Annotated in this window: 22 protein-coding genes; 13 read left to right on the forward strand and 9 right to left on the reverse strand. The window is 65.2% G+C overall.

Translation table 11 applies throughout. The features are described from left to right. Window positions 1-5 precede the first annotated feature (5 nt). From AAGA68_14730 to AAGA68_14755, 6 genes are all read right to left on the reverse strand, one after another. Window positions 6-2,018 carry a DUF3488 and transglutaminase-like domain-containing protein gene (locus tag AAGA68_14730; protein MEM9386310.1) on the reverse strand — a complete coding sequence of 671 codons (2,013 nt, stop codon included), beginning with the start codon at window positions 2,016-2,018 and terminating at the stop codon, window positions 6-8. Further along, window positions 2,015-3,079 (reverse strand): DUF58 domain-containing protein, encoded by a 1,065-nt coding sequence (locus AAGA68_14735; protein ID MEM9386311.1) that lies wholly within the window; start codon window positions 3,077-3,079, stop codon window positions 2,015-2,017. Before AAGA68_14735 ends, AAGA68_14730 begins: the two co-directional genes overlap by 4 nt. Window positions 3,080-3,113: 34 nt before the next feature. Further along, on the reverse strand, window positions 3,114-4,073 hold the full coding sequence (locus AAGA68_14740) for an AAA family ATPase (GenBank protein ID MEM9386312.1): 960 nt from the start codon (window positions 4,071-4,073) through the stop codon (window positions 3,114-3,116). A 95-nt stretch (window positions 4,074-4,168) separates the two neighbouring features. Next, window positions 4,169-6,934 carry a valine--tRNA ligase gene (locus tag AAGA68_14745; GenBank protein ID MEM9386313.1) on the reverse strand — a complete coding sequence of 922 codons (2,766 nt, stop codon included), beginning with the start codon at window positions 6,932-6,934 and terminating at the stop codon, window positions 4,169-4,171. Window positions 6,935-7,087: 153 nt separating this feature from the next. Continuing rightward, a complete protein-coding gene (locus AAGA68_14750) occupies window positions 7,088-7,546 on the reverse strand; it encodes a DNA polymerase III subunit chi (protein ID MEM9386314.1) in 459 nt (152 codons plus the stop codon). Window positions 7,547-7,587: 41 nt separating this feature from the next. Beyond that, entirely contained in the window at window positions 7,588-9,075 is a 1,488-nt protein-coding gene (locus AAGA68_14755) for a leucyl aminopeptidase (protein ID MEM9386315.1), read from the reverse strand. Between the two features lie 125 nt (window positions 9,076-9,200). On the opposite strand from AAGA68_14755, the gene lptF reads away from it, so the two are divergent. Together lptF and lptG are read left to right on the forward strand one after the other, a co-directional pair. Continuing rightward, window positions 9,201-10,298: an LPS export ABC transporter permease LptF gene (lptF, locus tag AAGA68_14760; protein ID MEM9386316.1), complete on the forward strand. Its 1,098-nt coding sequence runs from the start codon at window positions 9,201-9,203 to the stop codon at window positions 10,296-10,298. Then, a complete protein-coding gene (lptG, locus tag AAGA68_14765; protein MEM9386317.1) occupies window positions 10,295-11,362 on the forward strand; it encodes an LPS export ABC transporter permease LptG in 1,068 nt (355 codons plus the stop codon). The genes lptF and lptG overlap by 4 nt, the downstream gene beginning before the upstream one ends. A 52-nt stretch (window positions 11,363-11,414) precedes the next feature. Here lptG and AAGA68_14770 read toward each other — a convergent pair whose 3' ends face one another. Beyond that, complete coding sequence (locus AAGA68_14770; protein ID MEM9386318.1) at window positions 11,415-11,855, reverse strand: RDD family protein; 441 nt, start codon at window positions 11,853-11,855, stop codon at window positions 11,415-11,417. Window positions 11,856-11,927: 72 nt separating this feature from the next. Between AAGA68_14770 and pcnB the strand changes: the two genes are divergently transcribed. The 5 genes from pcnB (at window position 11,928) to panC (ending at window position 16,359) form a co-directional block, all read left to right on the forward strand. Then, window positions 11,928-13,379, forward strand: coding sequence for a polynucleotide adenylyltransferase PcnB (gene pcnB / locus AAGA68_14775; protein MEM9386319.1), 1,452 nt, complete (start codon window positions 11,928-11,930; stop codon window positions 13,377-13,379). After that, window positions 13,376-13,891, forward strand: a complete 516-nt coding sequence (gene folK, locus AAGA68_14780) for a 2-amino-4-hydroxy-6-hydroxymethyldihydropteridine diphosphokinase (protein ID MEM9386320.1) — start codon at window positions 13,376-13,378, stop codon at window positions 13,889-13,891. Before pcnB ends, folK begins: the two co-directional genes overlap by 4 nt. Beyond that, complete coding sequence (locus AAGA68_14785; protein MEM9386321.1) at window positions 13,881-14,540, forward strand: deoxynucleoside kinase; 660 nt, start codon at window positions 13,881-13,883, stop codon at window positions 14,538-14,540. Before folK ends, AAGA68_14785 begins: the two co-directional genes overlap by 11 nt. A 94-nt stretch (window positions 14,541-14,634) precedes the next feature. Further along, entirely contained in the window at window positions 14,635-15,465 is an 831-nt protein-coding gene (gene panB / locus AAGA68_14790) for a 3-methyl-2-oxobutanoate hydroxymethyltransferase (protein MEM9386322.1), read from the forward strand. 30 nt (window positions 15,466-15,495) lie between these two features. Next, on the forward strand, window positions 15,496-16,359 hold the full coding sequence (gene panC, locus AAGA68_14795) for a pantoate--beta-alanine ligase (GenBank protein MEM9386323.1): 864 nt from the start codon (window positions 15,496-15,498) through the stop codon (window positions 16,357-16,359). A gap of 7 nt (window positions 16,360-16,366) precedes the next feature. Here the strand turns inward: panC and AAGA68_14800 are convergent, their stop codons facing one another. Together AAGA68_14800 and queG are read right to left on the reverse strand one after the other, a co-directional pair. Then, window positions 16,367-17,323, reverse strand: a complete 957-nt coding sequence (locus tag AAGA68_14800) for a GGDEF domain-containing protein (GenBank protein MEM9386324.1) — start codon at window positions 17,321-17,323, stop codon at window positions 16,367-16,369. 101 nt (window positions 17,324-17,424) lie between these two features. Continuing rightward, a complete protein-coding gene (gene queG, locus AAGA68_14805) occupies window positions 17,425-18,507 on the reverse strand; it encodes a tRNA epoxyqueuosine(34) reductase QueG (protein MEM9386325.1) in 1,083 nt (360 codons plus the stop codon). Between the two features lie 69 nt (window positions 18,508-18,576). Between queG and AAGA68_14810 the strand changes: the two genes are divergently transcribed. The 6 genes from AAGA68_14810 to hfq all read left to right on the forward strand — a co-directional run bounded on the left by AAGA68_14810 (window position 18,577) and on the right by hfq (window position 25,371). Further along, entirely contained in the window at window positions 18,577-20,154 is a 1,578-nt protein-coding gene (locus AAGA68_14810) for an NAD(P)H-hydrate dehydratase (GenBank protein ID MEM9386326.1), read from the forward strand. Continuing rightward, the gene (tsaE, locus tag AAGA68_14815; protein MEM9386327.1) at window positions 20,147-20,656 is read left to right on the forward strand and encodes a tRNA (adenosine(37)-N6)-threonylcarbamoyltransferase complex ATPase subunit type 1 TsaE; all 510 of its coding nucleotides are present in this window, start codon (window positions 20,147-20,149) and stop codon (window positions 20,654-20,656) included. The genes AAGA68_14810 and tsaE overlap by 8 nt, the downstream gene beginning before the upstream one ends. A 109-nt stretch (window positions 20,657-20,765) precedes the next feature. After that, complete coding sequence (locus tag AAGA68_14820; GenBank protein ID MEM9386328.1) at window positions 20,766-22,112, forward strand: N-acetylmuramoyl-L-alanine amidase; 1,347 nt, start codon at window positions 20,766-20,768, stop codon at window positions 22,110-22,112. Between the two features lie 40 nt (window positions 22,113-22,152). Continuing rightward, on the forward strand, window positions 22,153-24,006 hold the full coding sequence (gene mutL / locus AAGA68_14825) for a DNA mismatch repair endonuclease MutL (GenBank protein MEM9386329.1): 1,854 nt from the start codon (window positions 22,153-22,155) through the stop codon (window positions 24,004-24,006). 7 nt (window positions 24,007-24,013) lie between these two features. Continuing rightward, complete coding sequence (gene miaA / locus AAGA68_14830; GenBank protein ID MEM9386330.1) at window positions 24,014-25,000, forward strand: tRNA (adenosine(37)-N6)-dimethylallyltransferase MiaA; 987 nt, start codon at window positions 24,014-24,016, stop codon at window positions 24,998-25,000. A gap of 122 nt (window positions 25,001-25,122) precedes the next feature. Then, on the forward strand, window positions 25,123-25,371 hold the full coding sequence (gene hfq / locus AAGA68_14835; GenBank protein ID MEM9386331.1) for an RNA chaperone Hfq: 249 nt from the start codon (window positions 25,123-25,125) through the stop codon (window positions 25,369-25,371). Window positions 25,372-25,462: the final 91 nt, after the last annotated feature.

Consider the following 25,462-nt stretch of genomic DNA (forward strand, 5'->3'; position numbering starts at 1 on the left):
ACGATCTACGCCGATCCCGTCGCTTGCGACGATTGCCGCACGCGAAACTCCCGTACGTGACGCCGCAAGTCCGCCAGCGCGTGCTTGGTTTGTCCGCCGTCTGGCAGGTAGCGTAGGGCGAGATAGAGCTCCGTGATCACCTGCGCTCGCTGAGCCAGGTCGGGGCGCTGCTCGGCAACTCGCCTAACGAAATCCCTTGGCGCCTCCTCAGGAGCGCGCGCGAGGTCGCGTCGCGCCAGGCGCCGGCAAAATCGCTCGTACAGCCTGCTTTCGGGTGCGGGGCGCGGGGGACGTCCGCGCCACTCCAGCACGAGGTAGAGGGCTGCACCGATCACGCCCAGGGCGATGGCGAGCAGGCCCACCAGCTTGTAGGCGTCCGGTTCCTTCACGCCTAGGTGCTCCATCAGGCTGTTTTGGCGGCTGGGGCCGTAGCCCAGCACCCAGTCGTTCCACGCGTGATTGACACCATCCCAGGTTTGCCGCAGGCCTGCCAGCAGTGGCAGGTTTCCGAAGCCGCTTTGCAACTCGGGCAGCGCCTCGCCGATGCCCGAATCGATGCGCTCGGGCGCCACGTAGCCGGTCGGGTCCACGCGAACCCATCCTCTACCTCGCAACCACACCTCAGCCCAGGCGTGGGCGTCGGATTGGCGCACGGTCAGATGCCCCCCAACGAGTACGGACGTGTTCAGTTCGCCGCCTTGGTAGCCGGTGACGACACGCGCCGGGATGCCGGCGGCACGCATCAGGAAGGTGAACGACGAGGCGTAGTGCTCGCAGAATCCTCGTCGCGTGTCGAAGAGGAACTGATCGATGCGATTGCCGCGCAGTTCCCCTGGCCGCAGCGTGTAGTAGAAGGGCTGCTCGCGAAAAAGCTCAAGGGCTGATGCTACCACCTGGCTTGCCCTACCGCCGGCGTCGGTCACCAGTTGGGCTGCCAGCTCTCGGGCGCGGGGGTTGCCCTGCGGTAGGTCGAGCGTACGCTGTCGCAGGGCGCGTGTGATGTGGCGCACCTTGGCCTCGGGGTAGCTGATGAGACGTACGCGGGTGCGGTCGGTGAGATCGCGGCGGGCCAGGATCTGGTAGTCCTGGGTGAGCATGGCATCCACGGACATCACGGCTAGCGGATCTGGTGCTTCCAGGGCGAATAGGTAGCGGCCGATCTGCGGTTCGAGCGTGAGCTCGTAGGTTACCCGTGGGCCGTCTAGCACCACATCTGGCGTCTCGCCGGGCGATTGAGCTGTGGCGCCTGGCGTCCAGGTGCGCCCGTCGAAGTGATCGAGCACGGGTCCTCGCCAGTAGCGTTGTGGTCGGTCGGGCACTTCGCCTTCGAAGCGCACGCGAAACGCCACCTCGTTCGATTGAATCAACTCACTGATCGACCCCAGCTCCAACTTGTCACTCAACCCCGTGAGACCGCGCTTGCTCGGCGCTTCGATGGCCCAGAAGGAGCCCTGCATGCGCGGGAACAGGAGGAAGAGGGCGAGCATCAAGGGTAGCGCGTGCAAGAGCATGCGCCCGCTCAGGGCCAGGGCGGGTTTGATCGCAAGCAAGCGACCATGGTGATTGACCTGCAGTAGGGTCGCGCTCAGCAACCAGATGCTCGGCACGGCCCAGATGAGCATCCACACGGTCTGCTCGTAGAGAAACTGGGCCGCAATCAGGAAGTAGGCGATATAGATCAGTACCACCAGGTCACGGGCGGTACGCGTCTCCGTGAGCTTCATGACAGCCATGACGCAGAGCAGAGCGCTGCCAGCCTCGATGCCGTTGACGGTCTGGTACTGCACCAGCACGCCGGTGAAGCTGACCGCCACCAACACCGAGCGCAGGAGCACGGGGGGAAGTCCCCATCCGCGAAGGTGGGCGATGTAGCGCCACACGGACACGAGCGCCGCCAGGGCGGAAACCCACGGTGGAAGATGGGTGATATGAGGCACAAAGGCGAGGGCGCTCGCCATGAGCACCCAGCCGAGGTGTTGGGCAGTGAGCGTGTTCGCCGAGAGGCGCTGGCTACTCATCCGGTGGTGACCTGCGCAGCGCTGCTGCCTACGTAGGCGTCGGTAACTTTCCGGATGCGCGTTGTGGCGCCGAGGGTACACACGGCTAGGGCGCCCAGGCAGCGCTCCTGATGAGTCGCGCTCAGGTCCGGACTGATCAGCACATCGCCCGGTAATCGCAGACCGTAGGGGTGACCGGCGGCCTGGGCATCGAGCACCTGGCGTGTCATTTGCTCGAGGCGCCGTTCCGGGTCCGGGTCGGTCAGCGCATCGAAATCGAGCCACGTGGTGGCTACCGCGACCCCAGCGTAGCGCTTCACGCGCGGTTCGTCGTCCCGCGCGTAGGCTTTCCAAGCGATGTGTCGAGGCGAATCCCCTCCCTGAAAGCTGCGAAGTCCGGCAAAGTCCTCTTCGCCGCGCTGCTCGTTGACGCTACCTTGCGTATCGCCATCGCCCGCAGCGTAGGGCGGAGCGTCGTTCGCGGGGCTTGGATAGACCAGCACCGCGCCATCCATGTGCAGCCAGCTCCACGCGCGGAACAGGCCGAACGGAAAGCGCGTGGCAACGCCTACGCTAGCGAGTACCTGGCGTCCGCGGCGGTGGGTCGGCACGGATAGGATCACCGTTCGATCCTCCTCTTCCGGCACGTCCGCGGTGGCGCTGTGAACCGTGTTTGGTTCCAGCGTGTCGGGCGCTTTGGCATCCGTATACAGCTGAAACTGATAGCGCTCGTGTCGCCCACGACCCTCTAGGGCGAAGCGAAACTCCGCGCGCTGGCCTGCGAACACGGGTTCCACATCCACCAGTCGGATGGTCAGGCCCACCATGTTGTGGTGGCAGTGGTGCATGGCCACCACCGCCAGCCCGCCGAGGGTGAAGGTAAGGGCTAGCCCGAGACTGTTGTTGTAGTTCAAGGAAGCTAGCAGCATCGCTAGTAGCAGGATGCCGAAGGCAAGGCCCTGGCCCGTCGGGAGGATGTAAACCCGTCGCGTATTGAGGGTGACGCTGCGCTCGTCCTCGCCCTGGCGCTCTAAGGCCCACGCCTGCGCCTTCTCGTTGATGAAGCGGGTAAGAGCCTTCATGGCAAGCGGACGGCGCGACTCCTCAGGCGTTGTCTTAAGGGATGGCGACAGCGCCGACTACCGTCTCGCCGAGCTCGGTTGTGGTCAAGCCAGCGGTCTGGTCGCGATGGCGCAAGCGGTGGCCCACCACAGCGGGTGCTACGGCCTGCACGTCCTCAGGCAGTACGCCACGATGGCCCTGAATCAGGGCCCACGCCTGTGCGGCGCGGCCAAGGGCGATCGCGGCGCGGGGGGACAGGCCCGCGTCGAACTCCGGCGACTGGCGCGTGTAGGCGACGATCGCCTGGATGTAGTCGAGGATCGGATCGGAGAGATGCACTTTCGGCGCAAGGCGCTGCAAGGCGAGGAAATCCTCCAGTGCCAGGCTCGGCTCCAGGCCGTCGAGAACCTCCCGGCGATCGGCCCCGGAGATCAGCGTGCGTTCGAGCGATGCGGGCGGATAGCCGAGGGACATGCTCATCAGGAAGCGGTCAAGCTGGGATTCGGGCAGCGGAAAGGTGCCGATCTGGTGCGCCGGGTTTTGCGTCGCCACCACGAAGAAGGGTTGTGGAAGGGCGTAGGTCTGCCCGTCGACGGTGACCTGGTACTCCTCCATTGCCTCGAGCAGGGCACTTTGTGTCTTGGCAGTGGCGCGGTTTACTTCGTCCGCTAGCACGAGCTGGGCGAACACGGGGCCCTTGTGGAAGCGGAAGTCACCGCTGTTCCGCTCGTAGACGGAGACGCCGATGATATCGGCGGGCAGCATATCGCTGGTGAATTGCACCCGCTGGAAGCTCAAGCCAAGCACGCGCGCCAGGGCCTGGGCGAGGGTGGTCTTGCCGACGCCCGGTAGGTCCTCGATTAGCAGATGGCCACGAGAGATCAGGCAAGTAAGGGCGAGCTGAAGCTGCAGCTCCTTGCCCAGGATTACCTTCGATAGCTGATCAATGACGCTGCGGGCAAGGGTGGTAGCGGCCGGGTTGGGTACCGGCTGCGCGGCGGGTCGTGCTGGCATGCTCGTTTGGTCCATCCGTTTGTTAGGCTCCCGCGGCCTGGCTTCCTCACGGAATTCGTGGCCGCTTGCATCCCAGTCCCGCGAGGCGGCGGGACCTACCCGCTGGCGCTGCGCAGGGCGCCAAGCTGATCCTCCAGCTTGGCAACGAGTCGCTCGAGCTCCGTACCGCGACGGCGCTGTTCCTCAACGACGTCCGCTGGGGCACGATCGACGAACTTCGCGTTGCCGAGCTTCGCGCTCACCTTCTGGTGCTCCGCGCGCTGCTTGACGAGCTGCTTCTCCAGTCTCGCGATCTCGGCGCCGATGTCCACAAGTCCCTCGAGGGGGACACACAAGCGCATGTCCCCGAGCAAGGCCGTAGCGGACAGGGGCGGCACCGCCTCCGGTTCGAGCACGTCGATCTGCTCCAGGTTTGCAAGCCGCGACAGCAGGGCCGCATACCGCCCGAGGCGTTTCCGATCCGTGTCGCCAGCGTCCTGTAGTACCACCGGCAAGGCGCGAGACGGAGAGATGTCCATCTCGCCACGAATCTGCCGGATGCCGAGGACGAAGTCCGTGACCCAGTCCATATTCCGTTCGGCGTCGAGATCCCGGACATAGTTCCCCGCCTCAGGATACGGCTGACGCATCACCGTGTCCGCTCCGCGCTCGACCAGCGGCGCCACGCGCAGCCAGAGGGACTCGGTGATGAACGGCATCAGCGGGTGAAGCGCGCGCAGGAGGGCCTCGAGCACGTCGAGCATCGCCCAGCGCGTGCCACGGGCCTCAGGGGAGTCATCGTCCGCGTCGCGCAGAATAGGTTTGGTGAGCTCGAGGTACCAGTCGCAGAACTCGTTCCAGGTGAACTCGTAGAGGGCCTGGGAGGCTAAATCGAAGCGATAGGCGGCGAAGTTCTCCTGGACTTCGCGAATCGTGCGATGCAGGCGTGAGCGGATCCACAGATCGGCATCGGAGAAGACCTTGTCTTCCTCACCGCGAGCCTTGTCCTCGCAGTTGATCAGTACGTAGCGAGTCGCGTTCCAGAGCTTATTGCAGAAGTTTCGATAGCCTTCGATGCGACCCATGTCGAAGCGGATGTCGCGCCCGGTGGTGGCCATCGCCATGAAGGTGAAGCGCAGGGCGTCGGTGCCGAAGGCGGGGATGCCGTCGGGGAACTGCTTGCGTGTGGTTTTCTCGATGGCCTTGGCCATCGCCGGCTGCATAAGCTTGGAAGTGCGCTTCTCGAGCAGGGCCTCGAGGGTGGTGCCGTCGATGAGGTCGAGGGGGTCGAGGACGTTGCCCTTGGATTTGGACATCTTTTGGCCTTCCGAGTCGCGCACCAGGCCGTGGATGTAGATCTCGTGGAAAGGCACGTCGTCCATGAAGCGCAGGCCCATCATGACCATGCGCGCCACCCAGAAGAAGATGATGTCGAAGCCCGTGACCAGCACGCTCGTCGGGTAATAGCGCTGCAGCTCCGGCGTCTTCTCCGGCCAGCCCAAGGTGGCGAAGGGCCACAGGGCGGAGGAGAACCAGGTGTCGAGCACGTCGTCGTCCTGGCGCAGGTGCGCGTCGGCGCTGAGCGCCGCCTTGCGGCGCGCTTCCTCTTCGCTGCGCGCGACGATGACCTCGCCGTCCTCGGTGTACCACGCGGGGATGCGATGGCCCCACCAAAGCTGACGCGAGATACACCAGTCCTGAATGTTGTTCATCCACTCGTAGTAGGTGCGGTCCCAGTTCTGGGGCACGAAGCGAATGCGGCCGGACTTAACGGCTTCGATAGCGGGGTCCGCCAGCGGTTTGGCGCTTACGTACCACTGATCGGTTAGGAGCGGCTCGAGGACTTCCCCGCTGCGATCCCCGCGGGGCACGGCAGACTTGTGATCATCGATGCGCTCCAGCAGACCCGCTGCATCCAGATCGGCGACGATGCGTTTGCGCGCGTCGAAGCGCGGCCGCCCACGATAGGCCTCGGGCACGGTATCGTTGAGCCTCGCATCGAAGTCGAGGACGGTGATCATCTCAAGATCGTGGCGCTGGCCGATCTCGTAGTCGTTGAAGTCGTGGGCGGGGGTGATCTTCACGCAGCCGCTGCCGAACTCCGGGTCTACGTAGTCGTCGGCGATGACCGGGATTTTGCGCTCGGTGAGCGGCAGGTCGATGGTCTTGCCGATGAGATGCGTGTAGCGCTCGTCTTCTGGATGTACGGCCACGGCCACGTCGCCGAGCATGGTCTCGGGGCGGGTCGTGGCGACGATCACCTGACCGCTGCCATCGCTCAACGGATAGCGCAGGTGCCAGAGATGGCCCGACTCCTCCGTCGACACCACCTCGAGGTCGGAGAGGGCCGTGTGCAGCACGGGATCCCAATTCACGAGGCGCTTGCCGCGGTAAATTAAGCCGTCCTCGTGCAGCTTGACGAAGACCTCCGTCACCGCTGTCGACAGGGCGGGTTCCATCGTGAAGCGCTCGCGCGACCAATCGACGGAAGCGCCGAGGCGCCGCAGCTGCTCACCGATGGCGCCGCCTGACTCGCCCTTCCACTTCCAGACGCGCTCGACGAAGGCGTCGCGGCCTAGGTCGTGTTTGCTCTTACCCTCCGCGTTGAGTTGGCGCTCCACCACCATCTGGGTGGCGATGCCGGCGTGGTCCATGCCCATCTGCCACAAGGTGTCGCGGCCTGTCATACGGTGGTAGCGGGTGAGCGCGTCCATGATCGTGTCCTGGAACGCGTGCCCCATGTGCAGCGTGCCGGTCACGTTCGGCGGGGGAATCATGATGCAGTAGGGCTCGCCGCTGGCGCTCGGCACGAAGCAGCCATCTGCTTCCCAGCGGGCGTAGCAATCCTTCTCGATGGCCTGCGGATCGAAGGTCTTTTCCATGGATGGAGGCGTCAACTCTTGGGTGTTCGGTGAGGCTACTCGCGTGGGCCTGGCGTTAGCCAGGCAGGAGCAACAGATTCGACCGCCCAGAATAGCGGAAAGGCGCCAGGTGGCGAAGATGCGAAGGGGCGGGCGCGACGTTGATCCGGACGGTCAGCGCCCGACGGGGTGGGTCTGTGGCGTCAATCCCAGACTACGCCACTCGCGGAAGCGGTCTCGGCCGGCCTCGCGGCGACTGCCATCTGCATCGAGCACGACTGCCACCCGCGAGAAACGTGCGAAGCAGTCGGCGGCCGGCGTTTGGGCCGTGGTATCGATGAACAGATCTGGCGTTAAGTCGATATCCTGTGGGGCTCTCGCCGTGAGCAACACTGGGCTGGCCGGGTTGGGCTCGCCAGCGTAGGGGCTGTGGGGGATGAAGGCGTCGTCGCGAAAGGTCCAAAGCTCGTCGTCTAGGCGGGACAGGGCGGTTTCGTCGATCACGCGCACTAGGGCGCGGGCGGGGAGCGGGCGCCAAAGCGCGTCTATCACGCGGCAAGTGGCGCGGAGCAAGGCGGGTAAGCCCGCCTGCTCTTCAACGAAGAACTCGACCTGCTCGGCTCGCGTGCTCATCGAGTGACTCCGGCGAGGTTGCGCCCGGGCTCGACGCCTCGTCAGGCCAAGCGGTCGAGGATGAACTGCATGAGCAGCCCGACGGGGCGCCCCGTGCCGCCCTTTGCCTTGCCGCCCTTCCAGGCGGAGCCCGCGATATCCAGGTGCGCCCAGCGCTGGTCGCGGGCGAACTTGTGGAGGAAGCAAGCGGCGGTAATAGCACCACCAGGTCGCCCACCGACGTTAGCGAAATCCGCGAAGTTGCTCTTCAGTGCCTCCGCGTAATCGTCGTCCACAGGCAGGCGCCACGCCACATCGCAGGCCGAGCGGCCCGCGGCCATGAGAGCTTCCGCCAACGCGTCGTCGTTGCTCATCAATCCGCTGTAGTGCTCACCGAGAGCGATCACACAGGCGCCGGTGAGCGTCGCCACGTCAACGATGACGTCCGGTTGGTAGCGCTTTGCGTAACAGATCGCGTCACAGAGGATCAGGCGCCCCTCGGCGTCCGTGTTTAAGATCTCGATGGTTTGGCCGTCCATCGCCGTCACGATGTCACCGGGACGCGTGGCGAGACCATCCGGCATGTTCTCGCAGGTGGGCACGATGGCCATGACGTTGCAGGCTGGGCCCAGGCGCGCGACCGACTGCATAGTGCCGAGCACACCGGCCGCTCCGCACATGTCGTACTTCATCTCGTCCATGGCCGGTGCTGGCTTGATGCAAATCCCGCCCGTATCGAAGGTGATCCCCTTGCCGACGAGGGCCACCGGCGCTTCGCCTTCCGGACCACCCTTGTACTCCATAATGATGAGCTTCGGCGGCTGCCGGCTGCCTTGGCTGACCGACAGGAAGGACCCCATGCCGAGCGCCTCGATCTCGTCCTTATCTAGCGCGCGGGCCGTCATGTGTCGGTTATCGGCAGCGATGCGTTCAGCGGTTTGCGCTAGGTAGGTCGGCGTGCAGGCGTTGGCGGGCATGTTGCCGAGGTCCCTGGCGAGGGCCACGCCAGCAGCAACCGCCTGGCCGACGGCAAGACCCCGCTCGCCTTCGGACAGGGTGTCTTCCGCCACGAGCATGGTGCAGCTCTCGGGAAGCGCTCCCGCCGCCTCAGCGCCCTTCGACTTGAAGGAGGTGAACCGGTAGGTGGCGTAGGCAAAGCACTCCACGCCCAGGCGCACGGCCTCGGCCGTGCCCATACCCGCCGGCGGCTCCAAGGAGGTCAGCAGGGTGACCGCGCCAGCGGCGGTGGAGGCGGCGGCGTCGGCCCCGGCGATGAGCGCACGGCGGTATCGCTTCGCGTCGAGCTCAGCCGCATCTCCGGTGCCGGTGAGGACCACGCGCGACACGCCGCCATCGAGCCCCGTGAGGATGAAGGTATCGCCGAGCTTACCCTTGAAGTCGCCCGTCTCGATGATCCGACGAACGGCACCGCCAAGGTTAGCGTCGAGCTGCGCGGTGGCGGGACCGAGTGTGCCATCGCGCGATATGGCGGCGATCACACAGCTACTCTCAAGTCCCGAGACGTTGGCGCCACTCACCGAATACTTCATGCTTCCCCCGAAATTTCGTGGTTACCCCGTTGCGCGCGCTGCACCAAAACAGCTGGCACAGCGTGGATACAGCCCGCAAGAGTAACCGCTTAGGGAGGCGGAGCGAAATGCTCCGCGGAGAATGCATGCTCGGAATCGTCGACCGGTACGTACTTCGTGAAGTGGCCATCTCGTGGCTCACGGCGACGGGCGTACTGTTCGTGATCCTGCTGGCAGACCGCTTTGCTCGCGACCTGGCCAACGCGGCCCAAGGAGACCTGCCTCGGGAGGCTCTCCTGCTCATGCTTGGGCTCTCTTCCGTCTACTTTCTGACCATCCTGATCCCGGTCGGATTGTTCGTCGCCATTTTGATGACGCTAGGGCGCATGTATCGTGACAGCGAGATGGCGGCTTTACTGGCATCGGGTATGCCCCTCTCGCGCCTGTTCCGCCCCCTGCTTACCCTGGCCTTGCCCACCGCCGCGCTGCTCGCGGTGCTATCACTTCAGGTGGCTCCCTGGGCGGCGCAGGAGGCGTACCTCACCAGCCAACGCGCGCGCCAGGCTGCTGAGGTGGGGCTGCTGGAGCCCGGTCGGTTCAAAGCGGTAAGCGGTGGCTCCACCGTGTTCTACGCGGAGTCCATCGACGAGGACGGCTTGTTGGGCAACGTCTTCATCCAGCGCCGGCGGGGCAGTTACGTGGAGGTGGCCGTGGCGGCGCGCGGCGAGTTGCGACGGGGTGGTAGTCCCGAGCAGCGCCTGCTGGTGCTTTACGAGGGCCAACGAGTGGAGGGAGAACCGGGCACCACGAGCTTTCGTGAAGTGAGTTTTCGCGAGCATGGCGTGCCTATCGAGCTGCCCGCTACGAGCGCTCGCAGCGACAATCGTCAGACCTACCCCACGCGTGAGCTGATCGGCACCGGGGACAGCCGCGACTTGGCCGAACTCCAATGGCGCCTCTCCCTGCCGATGGCCGCCTTCGCCCTGACCTTGCTAGCGGTTCCCTTAGCGAAAACGCGACCACGCCAGGGACGCTATGGCACCTTCGTTGCGGCATTGCTCATCTACGTGGTGTACTCGAACCTCCTCGCCACCGGCCGCAGCGCCGTGGCCCAGGGAGATGTGCCGGGCTGGGTGGGCTTGTGGTGGGTACACGGCCTGTTCATCGCTGCTGGCGCCCTGTGGTTCGCCTGGCAGGCTGGTGTGTTCCGGCGCGCGCCTCGAGTGGCGTTGGGCGCTGCGTGAGCCTCATCGATCGCTACATCGCCCGCGGCGTGCTTATCGGGACCGCCTTGGTGCTAGCAGCCTTGGTAGCGCTGCGTGCTTTCGTGGGCGTTTTGCGGCAGTTGGAGAGCGTCGGTACCGCCAGCTACGGCATGCTGGAGGCGATGACGTTCGTGGTGACCTCCTTGCCCCGCCACGCGTACGAGTTTCTGCCAATCGCCACGCTGCTGGGCGCTCTGCTCGGACTGGGCGGGATGGCCGCGCACAGCGAACTGGTGGTCATGCGTGCCGCTGGCGTCTCCCTGTGGCGATTGGCTCGAGGGACCATGATCAGCGGCGCAATCCTCGCATTGGCGGGGTTGGTATTGGGCGATCTCATAGGACCGGTCGCCTCGGACTACGGGCAGCGCTTGCGCACCTTGAGCCTGAACGAAGGGGTCACGCTCGGCGAGGGGCGCAGCAGTTGGATTAAGGACGGCGAACGCATTATCCACCTCGAGGCGCGCGAGGTGAGTGAGGCCTTCGGTGGGGTGTACGTGTTTTCCCTCGATGAACGCCACCGTCTAGTGTCCGTGGCGCGGGCGCGAGCGGCCGACTTCGATCAGGCCGGTAGGCTGCGCCTGCGCGACTATCGAGAGAGCCTGATCGAACCAGGCGGCGTGACCCTGCGGCAGTCTCTAGAAGTATCGCAGAGCACCCAGCTGCGGCCTGAGCTAATCGACCTATCGGTGAACGACGCCGATAAGCTACCCCTGCTTCCACTCTACCGCTACATCGACTACCTAAGGCGTAACGAGCTCGACACCTACGCCTACGAAGTGGCGTTTTGGTCGCGCCTATCGAACCTAGGTGCTCTTGCGATAATCGCCGCACTGGCGCTGCCTTTCGTGTTTGGCCCCCTGCGCTCTGCTGCCTCCGGTCAGCGCATGCTGGTGGGCATTGTGATCGGCGTGATCTACTTCGTTGGCTCGCGCACGGTGCTGGGCAGCGGCGCCGTCTTGGGCGTAGCGCCGCTGCTGCTCGCGTGGCTTCCTACGCTGCTGCTAGGCGCCGTGATCCTCCTAGCACTCCACTACACCCGTTGAAGTTCTCCTTGCTCACTGTGAGACTCGCGAGGTGAATTCGCGATTTCTTGTGTTAGGTATTTGCCGAAAAGCGAACTTGGGTGGCAGTTAAGCGGTCGTGCCAGGCCATGCCCTTGGGGTCAACGAGGATCCACAGATAGCCGAGGGCAAAGGGAGCGAGGGATAGGGCGCTGGCCGCCAGGCGCAGGAAGCCCCTGACCAGGGTCAGGGAGCGGCCGTCGTGATCGCACACTTCCAGTTGCCACGCACGCATCCCCAAGGTCTGGCGACGACGGGTCCAGGAGGTCACGTAAAAGGCGCTCACGAGGAGTACTAGCAGACCCTGGTAGGTGAGGTCTCCCGCGGGGACTGCTTCCCCGCCCCGTGCGATCACGATGAGCACGGTGGGTACGATCATCAGTCCGGCGAGCAGCAAGGTGTCGTAGGCCATGGCGCCAAGGCGCCGAAACAGGCTACGTAGGCGCTCGGAGAACGCGACGGGCGAGAGGGGCATCGGCGAACGCACGGTCGTCGTCGGGGAGTGAGCGTGTAATATACCCCATCCCTTCAACCCCCTAACCCGACGTTGACAGCCAGCAACCCCGGTCACACGACACCGCGAATCATCCCTCGGCCTGACCATACGGTCTCCCGGTCGAACATCTCGCGCAACGCGCTAAAGGTGCTATACCGCCTCAATCAGGCGGGATACCAGGCTTTCCTGGTGGGCGGGGGTGTGCGTGATCTGCTGCTAGGGCGCGAGCCGAAGGACTTTGATATCGCCACCGACGCCCACCCGGAGGATGTGCGACGGTTGTTTCGCAACTGCAGGCTGATTGGGCGTCGCTTCCGCCTGGCGCACGTGCACTTCGGGCCAGAAGTGATCGAGGTGGCGACCTTCCGAGCCCCGTCCGTGCCGGAAGAGCAAGAGAGCCGGAGTGCCCCCGACCGGCTGATCGACGACTCAGGGCGGATCCTGCGCGACAACGTCTACGGCAATATCGAAGAAGACGTCTGGCGCCGCGACTTCACCGCCAACGCGCTTTACTACAACATCGACGACTTCTCAATCTGGGACTACACCGGTGGTGTCGAGGATGTTACCGAGCGCACCCTGCGCATGGTGGGTGATCCCGTGCAGCGCTACCAGGAGGACCCGGTGCGCATGCTGCGCGCTGTTCGCTTCGCCGCGAAGCTCGGCTTCACGATTCACGACCATACCCAGGCACCGATCCGCGATTACGGCCACCTGCTCGCCGATGTTCCTCCGGCACGCCTACTCGATGAGTCGATCAAGTTGCTAATGGGAGGATCGGGGCTCACCACGCTTGAATTGCTGCGTGAGTTCGATTTGCTGAGGTATCTGTTTCCCAGCACCGAGCAGATGTTCGCGACGCACGCCGCGGACTTCGACCGGCGCCTAGTGGAGATGGGCTTGCGCAACAGCGACCAGCGCCTAGAGCAGGGCAAGTCCGTCACGCCCGTGTTTCTGTTCTGTGTCTTGCTATGGGGAGCGATCCGCGATCTCGCTCTGGAGATGGCCGCGCAAGCCGCGCCGCAGGAGACACCGGTCCTGACCAGCCACGTGCTAAAGGACGCCACCTTTGAGATGGGTATGCGCCAGCAGTCGCAGGTGGCGATTCCACGCCGTTTCACGCAGGGCATGAGCGACATCCTCTCCCTGCAGCCGCGCTTCGAACACGTTCAGGGTCGCCATGCCCTGCGCCTGCTCGACCATCCCCGATTCCGCGCCGCATGCGATTTCTTTCTCCTCCGCCACGCGGCTGGCGAGCCCTGGATCACCGAGGAGTCCGCCCAGGTCTGGGGCGAGGTCATTCACCTCGAGCCCGAGCAAGCGCGCGGCCGACTCGATGCACGCGGTGGCAGCGGCGCAGGCGAAGGTGGGCGAGCGAACGGGGCGCCGAACCGGCGCCGCAAGCGTCGACGTCGCCGCGGTGGACGGGGAAGAGGCGCGGAGGCCCCGGGTGAGGCGGGCGACAGTGGAGGCGCGCCGTCGCCGGAGGGCGGTGCTGAGTGAGCCCGGCGGCGCGATGCTGGCAGCCGGCGTACGTCGGATTGGGCAGCAATATGGAGCGGCCTGTGGCCCAGCTGCGGCTTGCCTTCGACGCCCTCGCCACCCTGCGCGATACGCAGCTGGTGCGCCGCTCGGGACTTTGGCGTAGTGCGCCGATGGGGCCGCAAGACCAGCCGGACTACGTGAACGCTGCTGCCGGGCTGCTCACCCAGCTCGACGCCCACACACTGTTGAGCGAGCTGCAAGCCATAGAGCACTCGCAAGGGCGTCGCCGCGAAGGTGAGCGCTGGGGGCCACGGACGTTGGATTTGGATCTGCTCGTGTACGCCCAGGAGCGTCACGAAGGCGGCAACCTGATCGTTCCCCATCCGGGGATCGCCGAGCGTGCCTTCGTGCTCGCCCCGCTTGCGCAGGTGGCACCGGCCCTCTCCGTGCCCGGCCTTGGGCCAATCAGCGGCTTGCTGCAAGCCGTCGATTGCCGCGATATCGCGCCGCTCGAGTGCGATGGCGACTGAGCTGCGCTACCTGGCTGTGGAGGGCCCGATCGGTGTCGGCAAGAGCACCTTGGCCCGTGCGCTGGCGGAGCGCCTGGGCGGGGAGCTGGTCCTCGAGGAGCCGCACGCCAACCCCTTCCTTGAACGCTTCTACCGCGAACCACGTACGGCGGCGCTGCCCACACAGCTCACTTTTCTACTGCAACGCTCGCGCCAGGCTCAGCAGCTGCGTCAAGCGGATATGTTCGCGCCCGTGAGGGTGGCTGACTTCATGCTGGATAAGGACCGCCTGTTTGCCCGCCTTACCCTCGATGACGACGAGTACTCCCTGTACGAGCAGCTTTACGAGCGGCTGGCGATGGACGCACCGGTGCCCGACCTGGTCATCTACCTGCAGGCCGGCCCTGACGTGCTGCTCGAGCGGATCGCTCGTCGCGGCATCGCCTGTGAGCAGCGTATCGAGCGTCGCTATCTCGAACGTTTAGGCGATGCCTACTCACGCTATTTCCACTTCTACGATGCAGGCGCATTGCTGATCATCAACAACGAGCGCCTAGACGTGCAGGCGCGCGAGGAGGATCTGCAAGCCGTGTTGGAGGCGATAGGGCGCATCCGTCACGGGCGCCACTACCTCAATTCCGGTCAACCCTCTCTGTTCCGTTCGCGCTGAGCCGGGCCGGCTGGTATTCCCGCGATCGAATTCGGATACTCAACTCAACGCTGAGCGCCCTCCCGGTGCTCCACCACTTGGGGAACGCAAACCCGTGTACACGCACCTGCAACCCGAAGCCAAGGAACGGCCGCCGGTCACCCTCTCCACCCTGCGCGACTTCAAGCGCAAGGGCGAGAAGTTCAGTTCTCTAACGGCCTACGACGCCAGCTTCGCGGCGCGAGTCGATGGTGCGGGCGTCGACGTCGTGTTGGTAGGCGATAGCCTCGGTATGGTCGTACAGGGCCATGACAGCACGGTGCCTGTTACCGTTGACGATATCATCTATCACTCGAAGGCTGTCGCGCGCGGTTTGCATCGCGCTTTCCTCATGGTTGACATGCCGTTTATGAGCTACACCTCGCCCGATGTGGCGTTGGAGAACGCGATTCGCCTAATGCAGTTGGGCGGCGCACAGATGGTGAAGCTCGAGGGTAACGCTAGGCAGCTCGAGGTGGTAGAGCACCTGGCATCGCGCGACATCCCGGTCTGCGCCCACCTCGGCCTCCGTCCCCAGTCCGTGCATAAGATCGGGGGCTTTCGTGTCCAGGGCCGAGAGCAGGATACGGGACAGGCCATGGTCGATGATGCGCTGGCCCTGCAGAATGCGGGCGCGGATATGGTGTTGCTTGAGTGTGTGCCAAGCGCGCTAGGGGACAGGATCACCAAGGCGCTGGGAGTGCCGGTGATCGGCATTGGCGCTGGCCCAGACGTGGACGGGCAGATCCTAGTGCTCTACGACATCCTCGATATCACGCCAGGTCGCAAGCCGCGCTTTACGCAGAACTTTATGGCAGGCGCCGCGAGCATCCCAGACGCATTGGCGGCCTACGTCGATGCCGTGCGGTCCGGTCGTTACCCAGCGCAAGAGCATTGCTTTGAATGAGCGCTTGGCGGCGGGCACGAAGGTGAGTTGATGCATGAGGTGAACACGGTGGCGGCCCTGCGTGAGCGCCTCCACCGCTGGCGCGCGCGTGGTGAGCGCATCGCCTTCGTGCCGACCATGGGCAACCTTCACGACGGGCACATGACGCTGATCGAGCGGGCCCGCGCTAACGCTGATAGCCTCGTCGCCAGTGTCTACGTCAATCCCCTGCAGTTTGGCGGCGGTGAAGACTTCGACGGCTACCCGCGCACCCTGGAGGCGGACCGCGCCATGCTCGCCGGCGCCTCGTGCGATCTACTGTTCTTTCCCCGTGACGAGGAGATCTATCCCCTCGGCCAGTCTCTGGCCACCCGCATCGATCTGCCGGGCCTCACGGAGATGCTCTGCGGGGAACATCGTCCGGGGCATTTCGTCGGCGTGGCCACGGTGGTTTGCAAGCTGCTGAATATGGTGCAGCCGGATGTGGCCGTGTTTGGCGAGAAGGATCTGCAGCAGCTGCGTATTATCCAGCGCCTGGTGGCTGACCTCTACATCCCCACCCGGGTGCTGCCGGCGCCGACGGCCCGGGAGAGCGACGGCCTGGCGATGAGTTCGCGCAATCGCTACCTGACCACGCAGGAGCGCGCGCTGGCCCCAGTGCTCTACCAAACGCTGGTCGGGGCACGCCAGGCCTTGGAGGCAGGAGACCGTGCCTACGCGGCCATAGAGGCGCGAGCCACGCAAGCCCTGCGCGACGCGGGCCTGCGTCCGGACTACGTATCCATACGGCGCGGTATTGATCTGCAACCGCCCGCCGCTCGGGGGGAGGTCGAGCTGGCCGTGCTCGGGGCCGCGTGGCTTGGGCGCGCACGCCTGATCGACAACCTCCAGCTGCGGCTGAGCCCTGCCGGCTAGGGCTGCGCTACTGCGCGACGCAATCGCGCCCTGCAAGCTTCGCCCGATACAGGGCGAAGTCGGCCTTGTTAATGAGTGACTTCAGTGTGTCGTCGGGGCCGTATTCGGCGACCCCCAAGGATACGGTGATGCGCGTGCGGTCCGGGTGCATCATCGAAGCGCGGGAAATGCCGCGGCGAATTCGCTCGGCGGTGGTCAGGGCCGACTCCAGGTTGGTGTCGGGCAGCATGATCACGAACTCGTCTCCACCGTAGCGTGCCACCATATCGTTGGGCCGAATCTGCGTGCGCAAGACCGACGCCACTTGGCATAATGCGCGATCTCCGGCGAGGTGCCCGAGGCGATCGTTGTAGGGCTTGAACTGATCGATGTCGAGCATGATCAGGCAGGTAGGCGACCCGTCGCGCGCGCAGCGTGCGAGCTTGCGCGGGAACATCTCCTCCAGCCAGTGGCGGTTGTTCAGTTCCGTGAGCGCATCGGTCATCGCGTTGCGTTCGACCTCGCGCAGCATGCCTTCCCCATCGAGGATGATGCGATTGCTGTTGCGCACGCGCTTGGCGAGTAACGCCAAGAGGTTACGCGCGATCACGGGAGCCGAATTGCACATCGCCCAGAGGGTCTCGTGGGGGATCTCGAGGACTAGTGATGGGCCCGTGGCCACCACGTACGCCGATGGGCGCTCGCCGTCGACGAAGGACATCTCCCCGACGCAGGCGCCCGAGACGACGTTTTCGAGTGGCTCCTTGGCATCGCGCTTGAGTCGCACATGCAGGCCGCCTTCGACCAGGGCGAACAGATGATAGTTCTCCTCGTCCGGACTGAGCAGCACCTCCCCTGCGCCCAGGCGACGAACGGCACACGCGTCGAGGTAGCCCTCGACAGCGCTGACATCGACCCCGCGAAACAGCTGCAATCCTTGCAGGCTCTCTCGCGTCGGCGTGGCGGGTAGATCGGCGGTTGGCATCCGGTTTCCAACGAGACTCTAACTCAAGAAGTTAAACAGACTTGCGTGCTGGCTCATAGGGGGCGTTGGGCTCCGCGGCGTCGGGACCCGTGCGAACGCACCTAGGGGGCGTGTGCTGGGGTAGGGGCTTTACCGCGATTATGCTGTGCCAGAGCCCAGCGCGCATGTTCGGCGGGCAACTCAGGCAGATCGGGGAGTCGCGCTTCGAGGCACTGCACAATGGCTGAAGTGGTCGGTGCGTTGCCAAGGGCCACCGCTAGGTTGCGGAGCCAGCGTTCATAGCCGATGCGTCGGATCGGGCTGCCGGCCGTGCGCTCGAGGAACTGTTCGTCAGTCCAGCTGAACAACTCGATTAGAGTCGCCTCGTCAAGGCGGTGGCGAGGGCTGAAATCGTCCTCAGCGGTCGCTTGGGCGAACTTGTTCCAGGGGCAGAACAGCTGGCAGTCATCGCAGCCGTATACTCGGTTACCGATCAGCGGTCTTAGGTGGACGGGGATCGGTCCAGCCAATTCGATCGTGAGGTAAGAGATGCAAAGGCGTGCATCGAGCTCGTAGGGTGCGACGATCGCCCGCGTCGGACAGACATCCATACAGGCGGTGCAGGTGCCGCAGTGGTTGGTCGGCGCCACGATGGCCGTCGGCGAGAGCGGGAGGTCGGTGTATATCTCGCCAAGGAAAAACCAGCTGCCCGCTCTTTTGTTCAATACGTTCGTGTGCTTACCGATCCAACCGAGTCCCGCTTTGTGGGCTAGGGCTTTCTCGAGCACGGGCGCGCTATCGACGAACACCCGGTAGCCAAAATCGCCGACCTCATCCCGCATGCGATTGGCCAGTGCTTGCAGGCGCTTGCGCAGGAGCTTGTGGTAGTCGCGACCGAGGGCGTAGCGCGAGATGTAGGCCAGGCTAGGGGACTGGAGCACCTGTTCGGCGTTGGCAGCGCGGGGCGGAAAGTAGTCCATCCGTACGGAGACCACTGAGCAGGTGCCGGGAATCAGGGCGGCGGGACGCGAGCGTCGCCTGCCGTGGCGTGCCATCCAGCCCATCTCGCCGTGGCGCTCGAGGGCAAGCCAGCGCTCGAGGAGTTTCTCGTGCTGCTGGAGGTCGATGTCGCTGATACCGAGCTGTTGGAATCCTAACTCTTGGGCCCAGTCGTGCAGGTTCTGTTCGAGTGCGCGAAGATTCATGCACCTGGGTTCCTAGGGGCGCCGGACGGCTGGCTCAGTCGCCGCAGTGCGGCCAAGTATACTGAAGTGGTGAACACGCAAGGCAGATCTCTCTCCGGCGCAGACGGCCTGTACCGTGCCGCGCAGGTGCGTGCTCGTGATCGCGCTGCGATCGATGCGGGGGGCACGGGTTACGCGCTGATGGTGCGGGCAGCTGCGGGTGCGCTCGAACGTCTTCGCGAGCGCTGGCCCGACGCCCGGCGCCTGCTAGTGCTCTGCGGGCGTGGCAACAACGGCGGGGACGGGCTGGTGCTGGCCCGCCTGGCGGCCGCCGTCGGGTTGCAGCCGCGTGTCGTTTTGTTCGCTGATCCGGCGCAGCTGCGTGGCGACGCTGCGCGCGCTCATGCGGACCTTAGGGCCGTGTCGGTAAGCGTCGAGCGATGGCATGAACAGGCTTTCGGCGAGTCGCAGTTCACGGCGGTCGATGTGGTCGTCGACGGCATGTTCGGGACGGGCCTGTCGCGACCGATTGAAGGGCATTTGGCCGGCGTGATAAGTGCCGTCAATGCGAGCGGACGACCGGTCCTGGCGCTGGACTGCCCTAGCGGTGTCTGCAGCGACACCGGCGCCGTTCTGGGGATCGCTGTCCGAGCAGCTCTTACGGTGACCTTTGTCGAGCGCAAGGTCGGCCACTACCTCAGTCTGGCGCCAGACTACGTGGGCGCGCTACGCCTGGAGCGGCTGGGGATCGACGCGATGCTGCCCGATCCGGCGCCATGCCCCGTCGCCCACCTGCTGCCGTGTAGCTTGCTGGAGGCGGCGTTTGCCGCGCCACGCCGGGTCGTCGCGCACAAGGGAAATCACGGCCACGTACTCGTGCTCGGCGGTGCTGCTGGCATGGCAGGGGCTGCTCGCCTGGCTGGGGAGGCGGCGTTGTATGCCGGGGCCGGTCTAGTCACCGTTGCCACTGACGAGGCTCACGCCAGCGTGCTCAATCTCGGGCGTCCAGAGCTGATGGTCCACGGCGTGCGTGCCGCCTCGATGCTCGCGCCACTACTCGAGCGGGCCAGTGTTGTGGTGGCCGGGCCTGGTCTCGGCCAGGGGTCGTGGGCGATTGAGCTGTTGGAGTCCGTCCTCCACAGCGATCTGCCGCTGCTGCTAGATGCGGATGGGCTTAACCTGCTCGCGAGAGATCCGATGAAATGGCGTAGGCGCCTGCGCGATCGCCCCTCGGCGCAGCCCGTGGTACTTACGCCCCACCCAGGGGAGGCCGGGCGTCTGCTCGGCGATCGCGATGCCCGCGCCGTGCAATTGGATCGTCTCGGTGCCCACGCCGGCCTGGTGGAGCGCTTCGGGGCTGTGGTTGTACTGAAGGGTGCTGGTTCTTTGGTCGGAGCGCCCGGTTGGCTACCGCACGTGTGCGATCGCGGGAATCCAGGGATGGCCGTCGCCGGGATGGGCGATGTGCTGAGCGGTGTGATCGGGGCGCTCATGGCGCAGGCGTACGCGAGGGAGCCTATGGTCAGCGCTTGTCTGGGAGTGCTCGCCCACGCTACAGCCGGCGATCTTGCGGTGGATCGACAGGGTGGGCAGCGCGGCTTGCTGGCGGGTGAGCTCCCTCCGTTGGTACGGGACTGCCTGAACGGTCGTGGGGTCGACGGTGCGTGAGGTAGCGTGGCGCTTAGGTAGCGAGGCCGCCACGCAGGCGCTCGGCCAGAGGCTCGCTGCTTTCGTCCGTGAAAGGGCAGCGGACCAGCGCCTGCTGCTGACCCTGAGCGGGCCACTCGGGGCAGGCAAGAGCGCCCTCGCACGTGCCTTGCTCCGGGCACTCGGCGTTCAGGGAACGATTCGAAGTCCTACCTACACGCTGGTTGAGCCCTATCGGCTAGAGGACGGAACGGCCCTACGCCACCTGGATCTATACCGCCTGGCAGATCCAGAGGAGCTTGAATTCATTGGGTATTTTGATGATGCTGGGCAGAGCCAGCTCACGCTGGTGGAGTGGGCTGAGCGGGTGCCGGCGGTGTTTGAGGGGGCGGACCTTCAGCTGGGCCTGTCCCACGGGGCAAACGCCGCTGAGCGCTGGGTCCAGGCAGCGGCGCCTTCCCGCCTTGGCGAGGCCTGGCTGGCGTGGGTAGAGCGGGGCGCTGGCGGCTCAACAAGTCTCTGAGGTTGAGCCCTCATCTTGCTAATTTTCATGACAAAATGCTTGTCAGGCGCGCGCCCACTGCGATAGCCTTTAGGGGTAACCATCAACAGTTGCTAGTGCGCCCGACCCCATGCACCGCTCCACCCATTCCATCGTCGGCCCTGGATACCAGCTCTTTGCGCTGTGCCTCACGCTGGTTGCGACGTGTGCGCAAGCCGCCGATGTGGACGTGGAGGGCGTGCGCCTTTGGGCAGGGCCGGACAACACGCGCGTCGTCCTCGATCTGGATCGCGCGTCTACCCATCGACTGTTCGTACTGCATGGCCCAGAACGCGTGGTGATCGACGTGCATGCAGGGCGTTGGTCCGGGCATCAGCAGTCGCCGCCGACCGGCGGCGTGGTGAGCGGGATCCGCCACGGCCAGCGACCTAATGGAGATCTTAGGATCGTGCTGGACGTGAATCAGTCGGTACATCCGAACTCCTTCAGTGTGGCGCCTAATGACGTGTACGGCCATCGCCTGGTGGTCGACTTGGGACTTCAGTCTCGCGGCGAGACCGTGGTCAAGACGGCGTCCAGCCAGGGCGAGCGCGATCTAGTGATCGCCATCGATGCGGGACACGGCGGGGAGGATCCCGGCGCGTCCGGTCCCGGCGGCACGCGGGAGAAGGACGTGGTGCTCGGCATCGCTCGCGCCCTCGCAGCCCTGGTCGAGCGTGAACCAGGCATGCGCCCGGTGCTGATCCGCGACGGTGACTACTTCGTGAGCCTGCGCGGCCGGATGGACCGGGCGCGTAAGGCGCGAGCGGACATTTTCGTGTCCATCCATGCCGATGCTTTCCGCGATGCGCGGGCCCGTGGCGCAACGGTCTACGCTCTTTCTGCTAGCGGGGCGAGTAGCGAGGCGGCGCGTTGGCTGGCCGAGCGAGAGAATGCAGCGGATTTGATAGGCGGGGTGGAGCTCAACGATAAGGACGACGTGCTAGCGTCGGTGCTCCTCGACCTGTCCCAATCGGCTACCATCAGCGCCAGCCTGCAGGCGGGCAAGCACCTGCTCGGCGAACTCGACGGCGTGGTTCACGTCCGCAAGCGCACGGTGCAGCAAGGTGGGTTCATCGTCCTGAAGTCTCCAGACATTCCCTCCTTGCTGGTGGAGACAGCCTACATCTCGAACCCCAGCGAGGAGCGTACGCTACGCGATCCGGCGGCTCAGCGTCGGCTCGCGGCGGCGGTTCTGCGGGGCGTGCGATCCTACTTCTACGAGCAGTCCATCCCCGGCACGCTCGTGGCGCGCCTAGCTGCGCAAGCACCGGTGAGCCCGCGCACCTACACCATCAGCCGCGGCGACACGCTCTCGGCCATCGCCTCGCGCTTTGACGTGACCGTGCCGCGCCTGCGTGCCGTGAATGATCTCGCCACCGATCGCCTGCGTATCGGCCAGGTCTTGACTATCCCAGGCGGTAGCGGCGGCCAGTAGGGCGCAGCGAGCGGGGGCGATTGCGCTACCCTAGGCCCCTATGCCCATTCGCCTACTACCCGACCAACTTATCGATCAGATCGCCGCTGGCGTGGTGATCGAGCGACCAGCCTCTGTGCTCAAGGAGTTACTCGAGAACGCCTTGGATGCGGGGGCCAGGCGCGTCGACGTCACCCTCGAGAGGGGCGGCATCGGCCGATGTACCGTGCGCGATGATGGCGCTGGCATCGCCGCCGAGGAGATGGCCTTGGCGCTCTCCCGACACGCCACCAGTAAGATCTTCAACCTCGACGACCTGGAGCAGGTAGCCACCATGGGCTTTCGTGGCGAGGCCCTACCCTCGATCGCGTCGGTCAGTCGTACGACCCTGACCTCCTGCACGGGTGATGGAGCGGCGCACACGTTAGCGGCCGCCAGCGAAGAGGGCGCCGAGTTGGCCCCGGCGGCACACCCCAAGGGAACCACCGTGGATGTGCGCGACCTGTTCTACAACACCCCGGCCCGGCGCCGGTTCCTGCGCACGGAGCGCACGGAGTACGCTCACGCGGAGGGTCTGTTTCGACGGGTTGCCCTCTCTCGCTTCGATGTGGCCTTCGCCCTCACGCACAACGGCAAGCGCGTGCTGGACCTCGCGCCCGCGCACGATCGCGAGCAACAGGAAGCGCGGGTTGCGGCTGTGTGTGGTAACGCCTTCCTCGAGCACGCCCTTTACGTAGAGCGGGAAGGGGAGTCGCTCGGCCTACGGGGGTGGATCGCCCAGCCGACCTTCAGTCGAAGCCAGGCGGACATGCAGTACTGCTACGTCAACGGTCGAATGGTGCGGGACAAGCTGCTCAACCACGCCGTTCGCCACGGCTATCGGGACGTGCTGTTCCACGGCCGTCACCCGGCGTATGTGTTGTTTCTGACGATGGCCCCTTCGCGAGTTGACGTGAACGCTCACCCGGCGAAGTTCGAAGTGCGCTTTCGCGACAGCGGGGCTGTGCATGGATTCGTTGGGCGCACAATCGAGCACGTGCTGGCGCAAACGCACCCGGGCGCGCATAGCGGGGCAGCGCCCACCGAACTCGACCAGGGCGTCACGCCGGACGCGATAGGTCAACGAGGGCTGGCGTCGGACGAGGCGCCGCCACACGCTGCAATCAATCGCGGTGCGGGCACACAGCAGCGGATGTCGCTAGGAGATACGCGCTCGCGCCTGGAGGCCTGGCGTTCGCTCTACGGCGCGCCGGCCGCGACCGCGCCTGACCTGGGCGGTGCAACTACCTCTGCAGTAGCCGAAGCGCCGGTGCGGCCAGCGGCGGATGACGACGCGCCCTTAGGGCAAGCCCTGGCACAGGTGCACGGAGTCTACCTGTTGGCCGAGAACAAGCACGGCCTGGTGGTCGTGGATATGCACGCGGCGCATGAGCGCATCGTCTACGAGCGCATGAAGGTAGCTTGGGAAGGTGGCCGGGTGACCGCGCAGCCTCTACTGATGCCCGTGCGTCTGGCGGTCTCTTCGCGCGAGGCTGACGCGGCGGAGGCGGCGACCGATGAGCTGTCGCGCCTGGGGCTCGCCCTCACGCGTCAGGGGCCGCAGTCCCTGCTGATCCGCGAGGTGCCCGCCCTGCTGGCGCACGCAGACGTTGAGCAGCTCGTACGCGATGTCCTCGCCGATTTGCTGGAGCACGGCGCCAGCAATCGGATCCAACAGGCAGTAGACGAGTTGCTGGCGACCATGGCCTGCCACGGCAGCGTCCGCGCGAACCGCAAACTCACCCGCGAGGAGATGAACCAGCTGCTGCGCGACATGGAGCGGACGGAGCGAGCGGATCAGTGCAACCACGGTCGTCCCACCTGGGCACAACTGGGCATGAGCGACCTCGATCGACTGTTCCTACGCGGTCGCTAGCGGGCTCGTGAACGATCTGCGGACCGCGGGTAGGGGCCAAGCGACGTCCACCGGGGCTTGGCCCGCGGTCGTGCTGACCGGGCCCACCGCGGCCGGTAAGACGGCGCTCGCGATCCACCTCGCTGAGCGCGGCCCATTCGATGTGATCAGCGTCGACTCAGCGATGATCTACCGTGGCATGGACATCGGCACGGCCAAGCCCGATCCTGAAGTGCTGGCGCGGGTACCCCACGCCTTGGTGGACATCTGTGACCCGGCGCAGGCCTATTCGGCGGGGCGCTTTGTGGAGGATGCTCTGGGCGCCATGGAGCGGAGCCGTCGGGTGGGCCGGGTGCCGCTGCTCATCGGCGGTACGGCGCTGTACCTGAAGGCCCTCCAGCGCGGACTGGCGCCCCTGCCTACGGCGGATGGCGAGATGCGGGCTAGGCTAGACGCGCAGGCGCTGACTGAGGGTTGGCCTGCCCTGCACAGGGAGTTGGCCGGCGTGGACCCGGCGGCTGCGGCCAGGATTCACCCGAACGATGCGCAACGGATCCAGCGTGCCCTCGAGGTCTGGCACCTTACTGGGACGCCTCTCAGCGTGCTGCAGGATGCCACCGAGGCGCCCTCAAGGGCGTACACGTACCTAAAGTACGCCGTTATGCCTGCCGATCGAGCGACCCTCCACGAGCGGATCGAGCAGCGCTTGGCTCAGATGCTGGCGGCAGGTTTGGTGGAGGAAGTCGCGGAACTATTCGCCCGCGGCGACCTCAATGAGCGTATGCCGTCGATGCGTTCGGTGAATTATCGCCAGTACTGGCGTCACCTGAAGGGCGAACACAGTGCCGCACAAGCGGGGGAGGCAGCCGTACAGGCCACGCGCCAACTGGCGAAACGTCAACTCACGTGGCTGCGGGCTGATTCTGCCATTTGTTGGCTGGATAGCGACTCCCCGAGCCGCTACACTTCGTTGATGGAGAAGGTGGAATCGGCCCTGGAGGAGCACCAGGTCTGATCGCTAGGGCCTTCTCACCCACCCCGGACTCACGCGGGGTGAGGCCACAAGCGACCGCGCGGGCGCCACCACGTCTGGCACACCCGCGGCATTCAAACAACAAATTCCATGTGAACTAAATCATGCCCAGAGGCCAAACCCTACAAGATCCGTTTCTCAACACCCTGCGGCGGGAAAACGTGCCCGTCTCAATCTACTTGGTAAACGGCATCAAGCTGCAAGGTCATATCGACTCTTTCGATCAGTTCGTGGTGCTGCTGCGGAACACGGTGAATCAGATGGTGTACAAGCACGCGATCTCCACCGTCGTCCCCCAGCGCAACGTGCGTCTGCCTAGCGCTGATGAGAGCGCTAAGGAAGGCGAGGAATAAGCTCCCATCAACAATCTTCCTAAGCGTCCATCTGCCGTCAGTGCCGACCCCGGCTCGCCCGGCGAAACGGCGGGTAGCGATGCCGCGAGGT

The organism is Pseudomonadota bacterium, from assembly GCA_039193195.1.
Classification (GTDB): domain Bacteria; phylum Pseudomonadota; class Gammaproteobacteria; order Steroidobacterales; family JBCBZW01; genus JBCBZW01.

Bases quoted from the DNA above. Each gene is read 5' to 3' on its own strand.
- AAGA68_14820 (MEM9386328.1), top strand. From the start codon at position 20,766: ATGCACCGCTCCACCCATTCCATCGTCGGCCCTGGATACCAGCTCTTT.
- queG (MEM9386325.1), bottom strand. From the start codon at position 18,507: ATGAATCTTCGCGCACTCGAACAGAACCTGCACGACTGGGCCCAAGAG.
- AAGA68_14730 (MEM9386310.1), bottom strand. From the start codon at position 2,018: ATGAGTAGCCAGCGCCTCTCGGCGAACACGCTCACTGCCCAACACCTC.
- hfq (MEM9386331.1), top strand. From the start codon at position 25,123: ATGCCCAGAGGCCAAACCCTACAAGATCCGTTTCTCAACACCCTGCGG.
- mutL (MEM9386329.1), top strand. From the start codon at position 22,153: ATGCCCATTCGCCTACTACCCGACCAACTTATCGATCAGATCGCCGCT.
- AAGA68_14785 (MEM9386321.1), top strand. From the start codon at position 13,881: ATGGCGACTGAGCTGCGCTACCTGGCTGTGGAGGGCCCGATCGGTGTC.
- AAGA68_14750 (MEM9386314.1), bottom strand. From the start codon at position 7,546: ATGAGCACGCGAGCCGAGCAGGTCGAGTTCTTCGTTGAAGAGCAGGCG.
- lptF (MEM9386316.1), top strand. From the start codon at position 9,201: ATGCTCGGAATCGTCGACCGGTACGTACTTCGTGAAGTGGCCATCTCG.
- panC (MEM9386323.1), top strand. From the start codon at position 15,496: ATGCATGAGGTGAACACGGTGGCGGCCCTGCGTGAGCGCCTCCACCGC.
- AAGA68_14740 (MEM9386312.1), bottom strand. From the start codon at position 4,073: ATGCCAGCACGACCCGCCGCGCAGCCGGTACCCAACCCGGCCGCTACC.
- AAGA68_14735 (MEM9386311.1), bottom strand. From the start codon at position 3,079: ATGAAGGCTCTTACCCGCTTCATCAACGAGAAGGCGCAGGCGTGGGCC.
- AAGA68_14745 (MEM9386313.1), bottom strand. From the start codon at position 6,934: ATGGAAAAGACCTTCGATCCGCAGGCCATCGAGAAGGATTGCTACGCC.
- AAGA68_14755 (MEM9386315.1), bottom strand. From the start codon at position 9,075: ATGAAGTATTCGGTGAGTGGCGCCAACGTCTCGGGACTTGAGAGTAGC.
- AAGA68_14800 (MEM9386324.1), bottom strand. From the start codon at position 17,323: ATGCCAACCGCCGATCTACCCGCCACGCCGACGCGAGAGAGCCTGCAA.
- AAGA68_14770 (MEM9386318.1), bottom strand. From the start codon at position 11,855: ATGCCCCTCTCGCCCGTCGCGTTCTCCGAGCGCCTACGTAGCCTGTTT.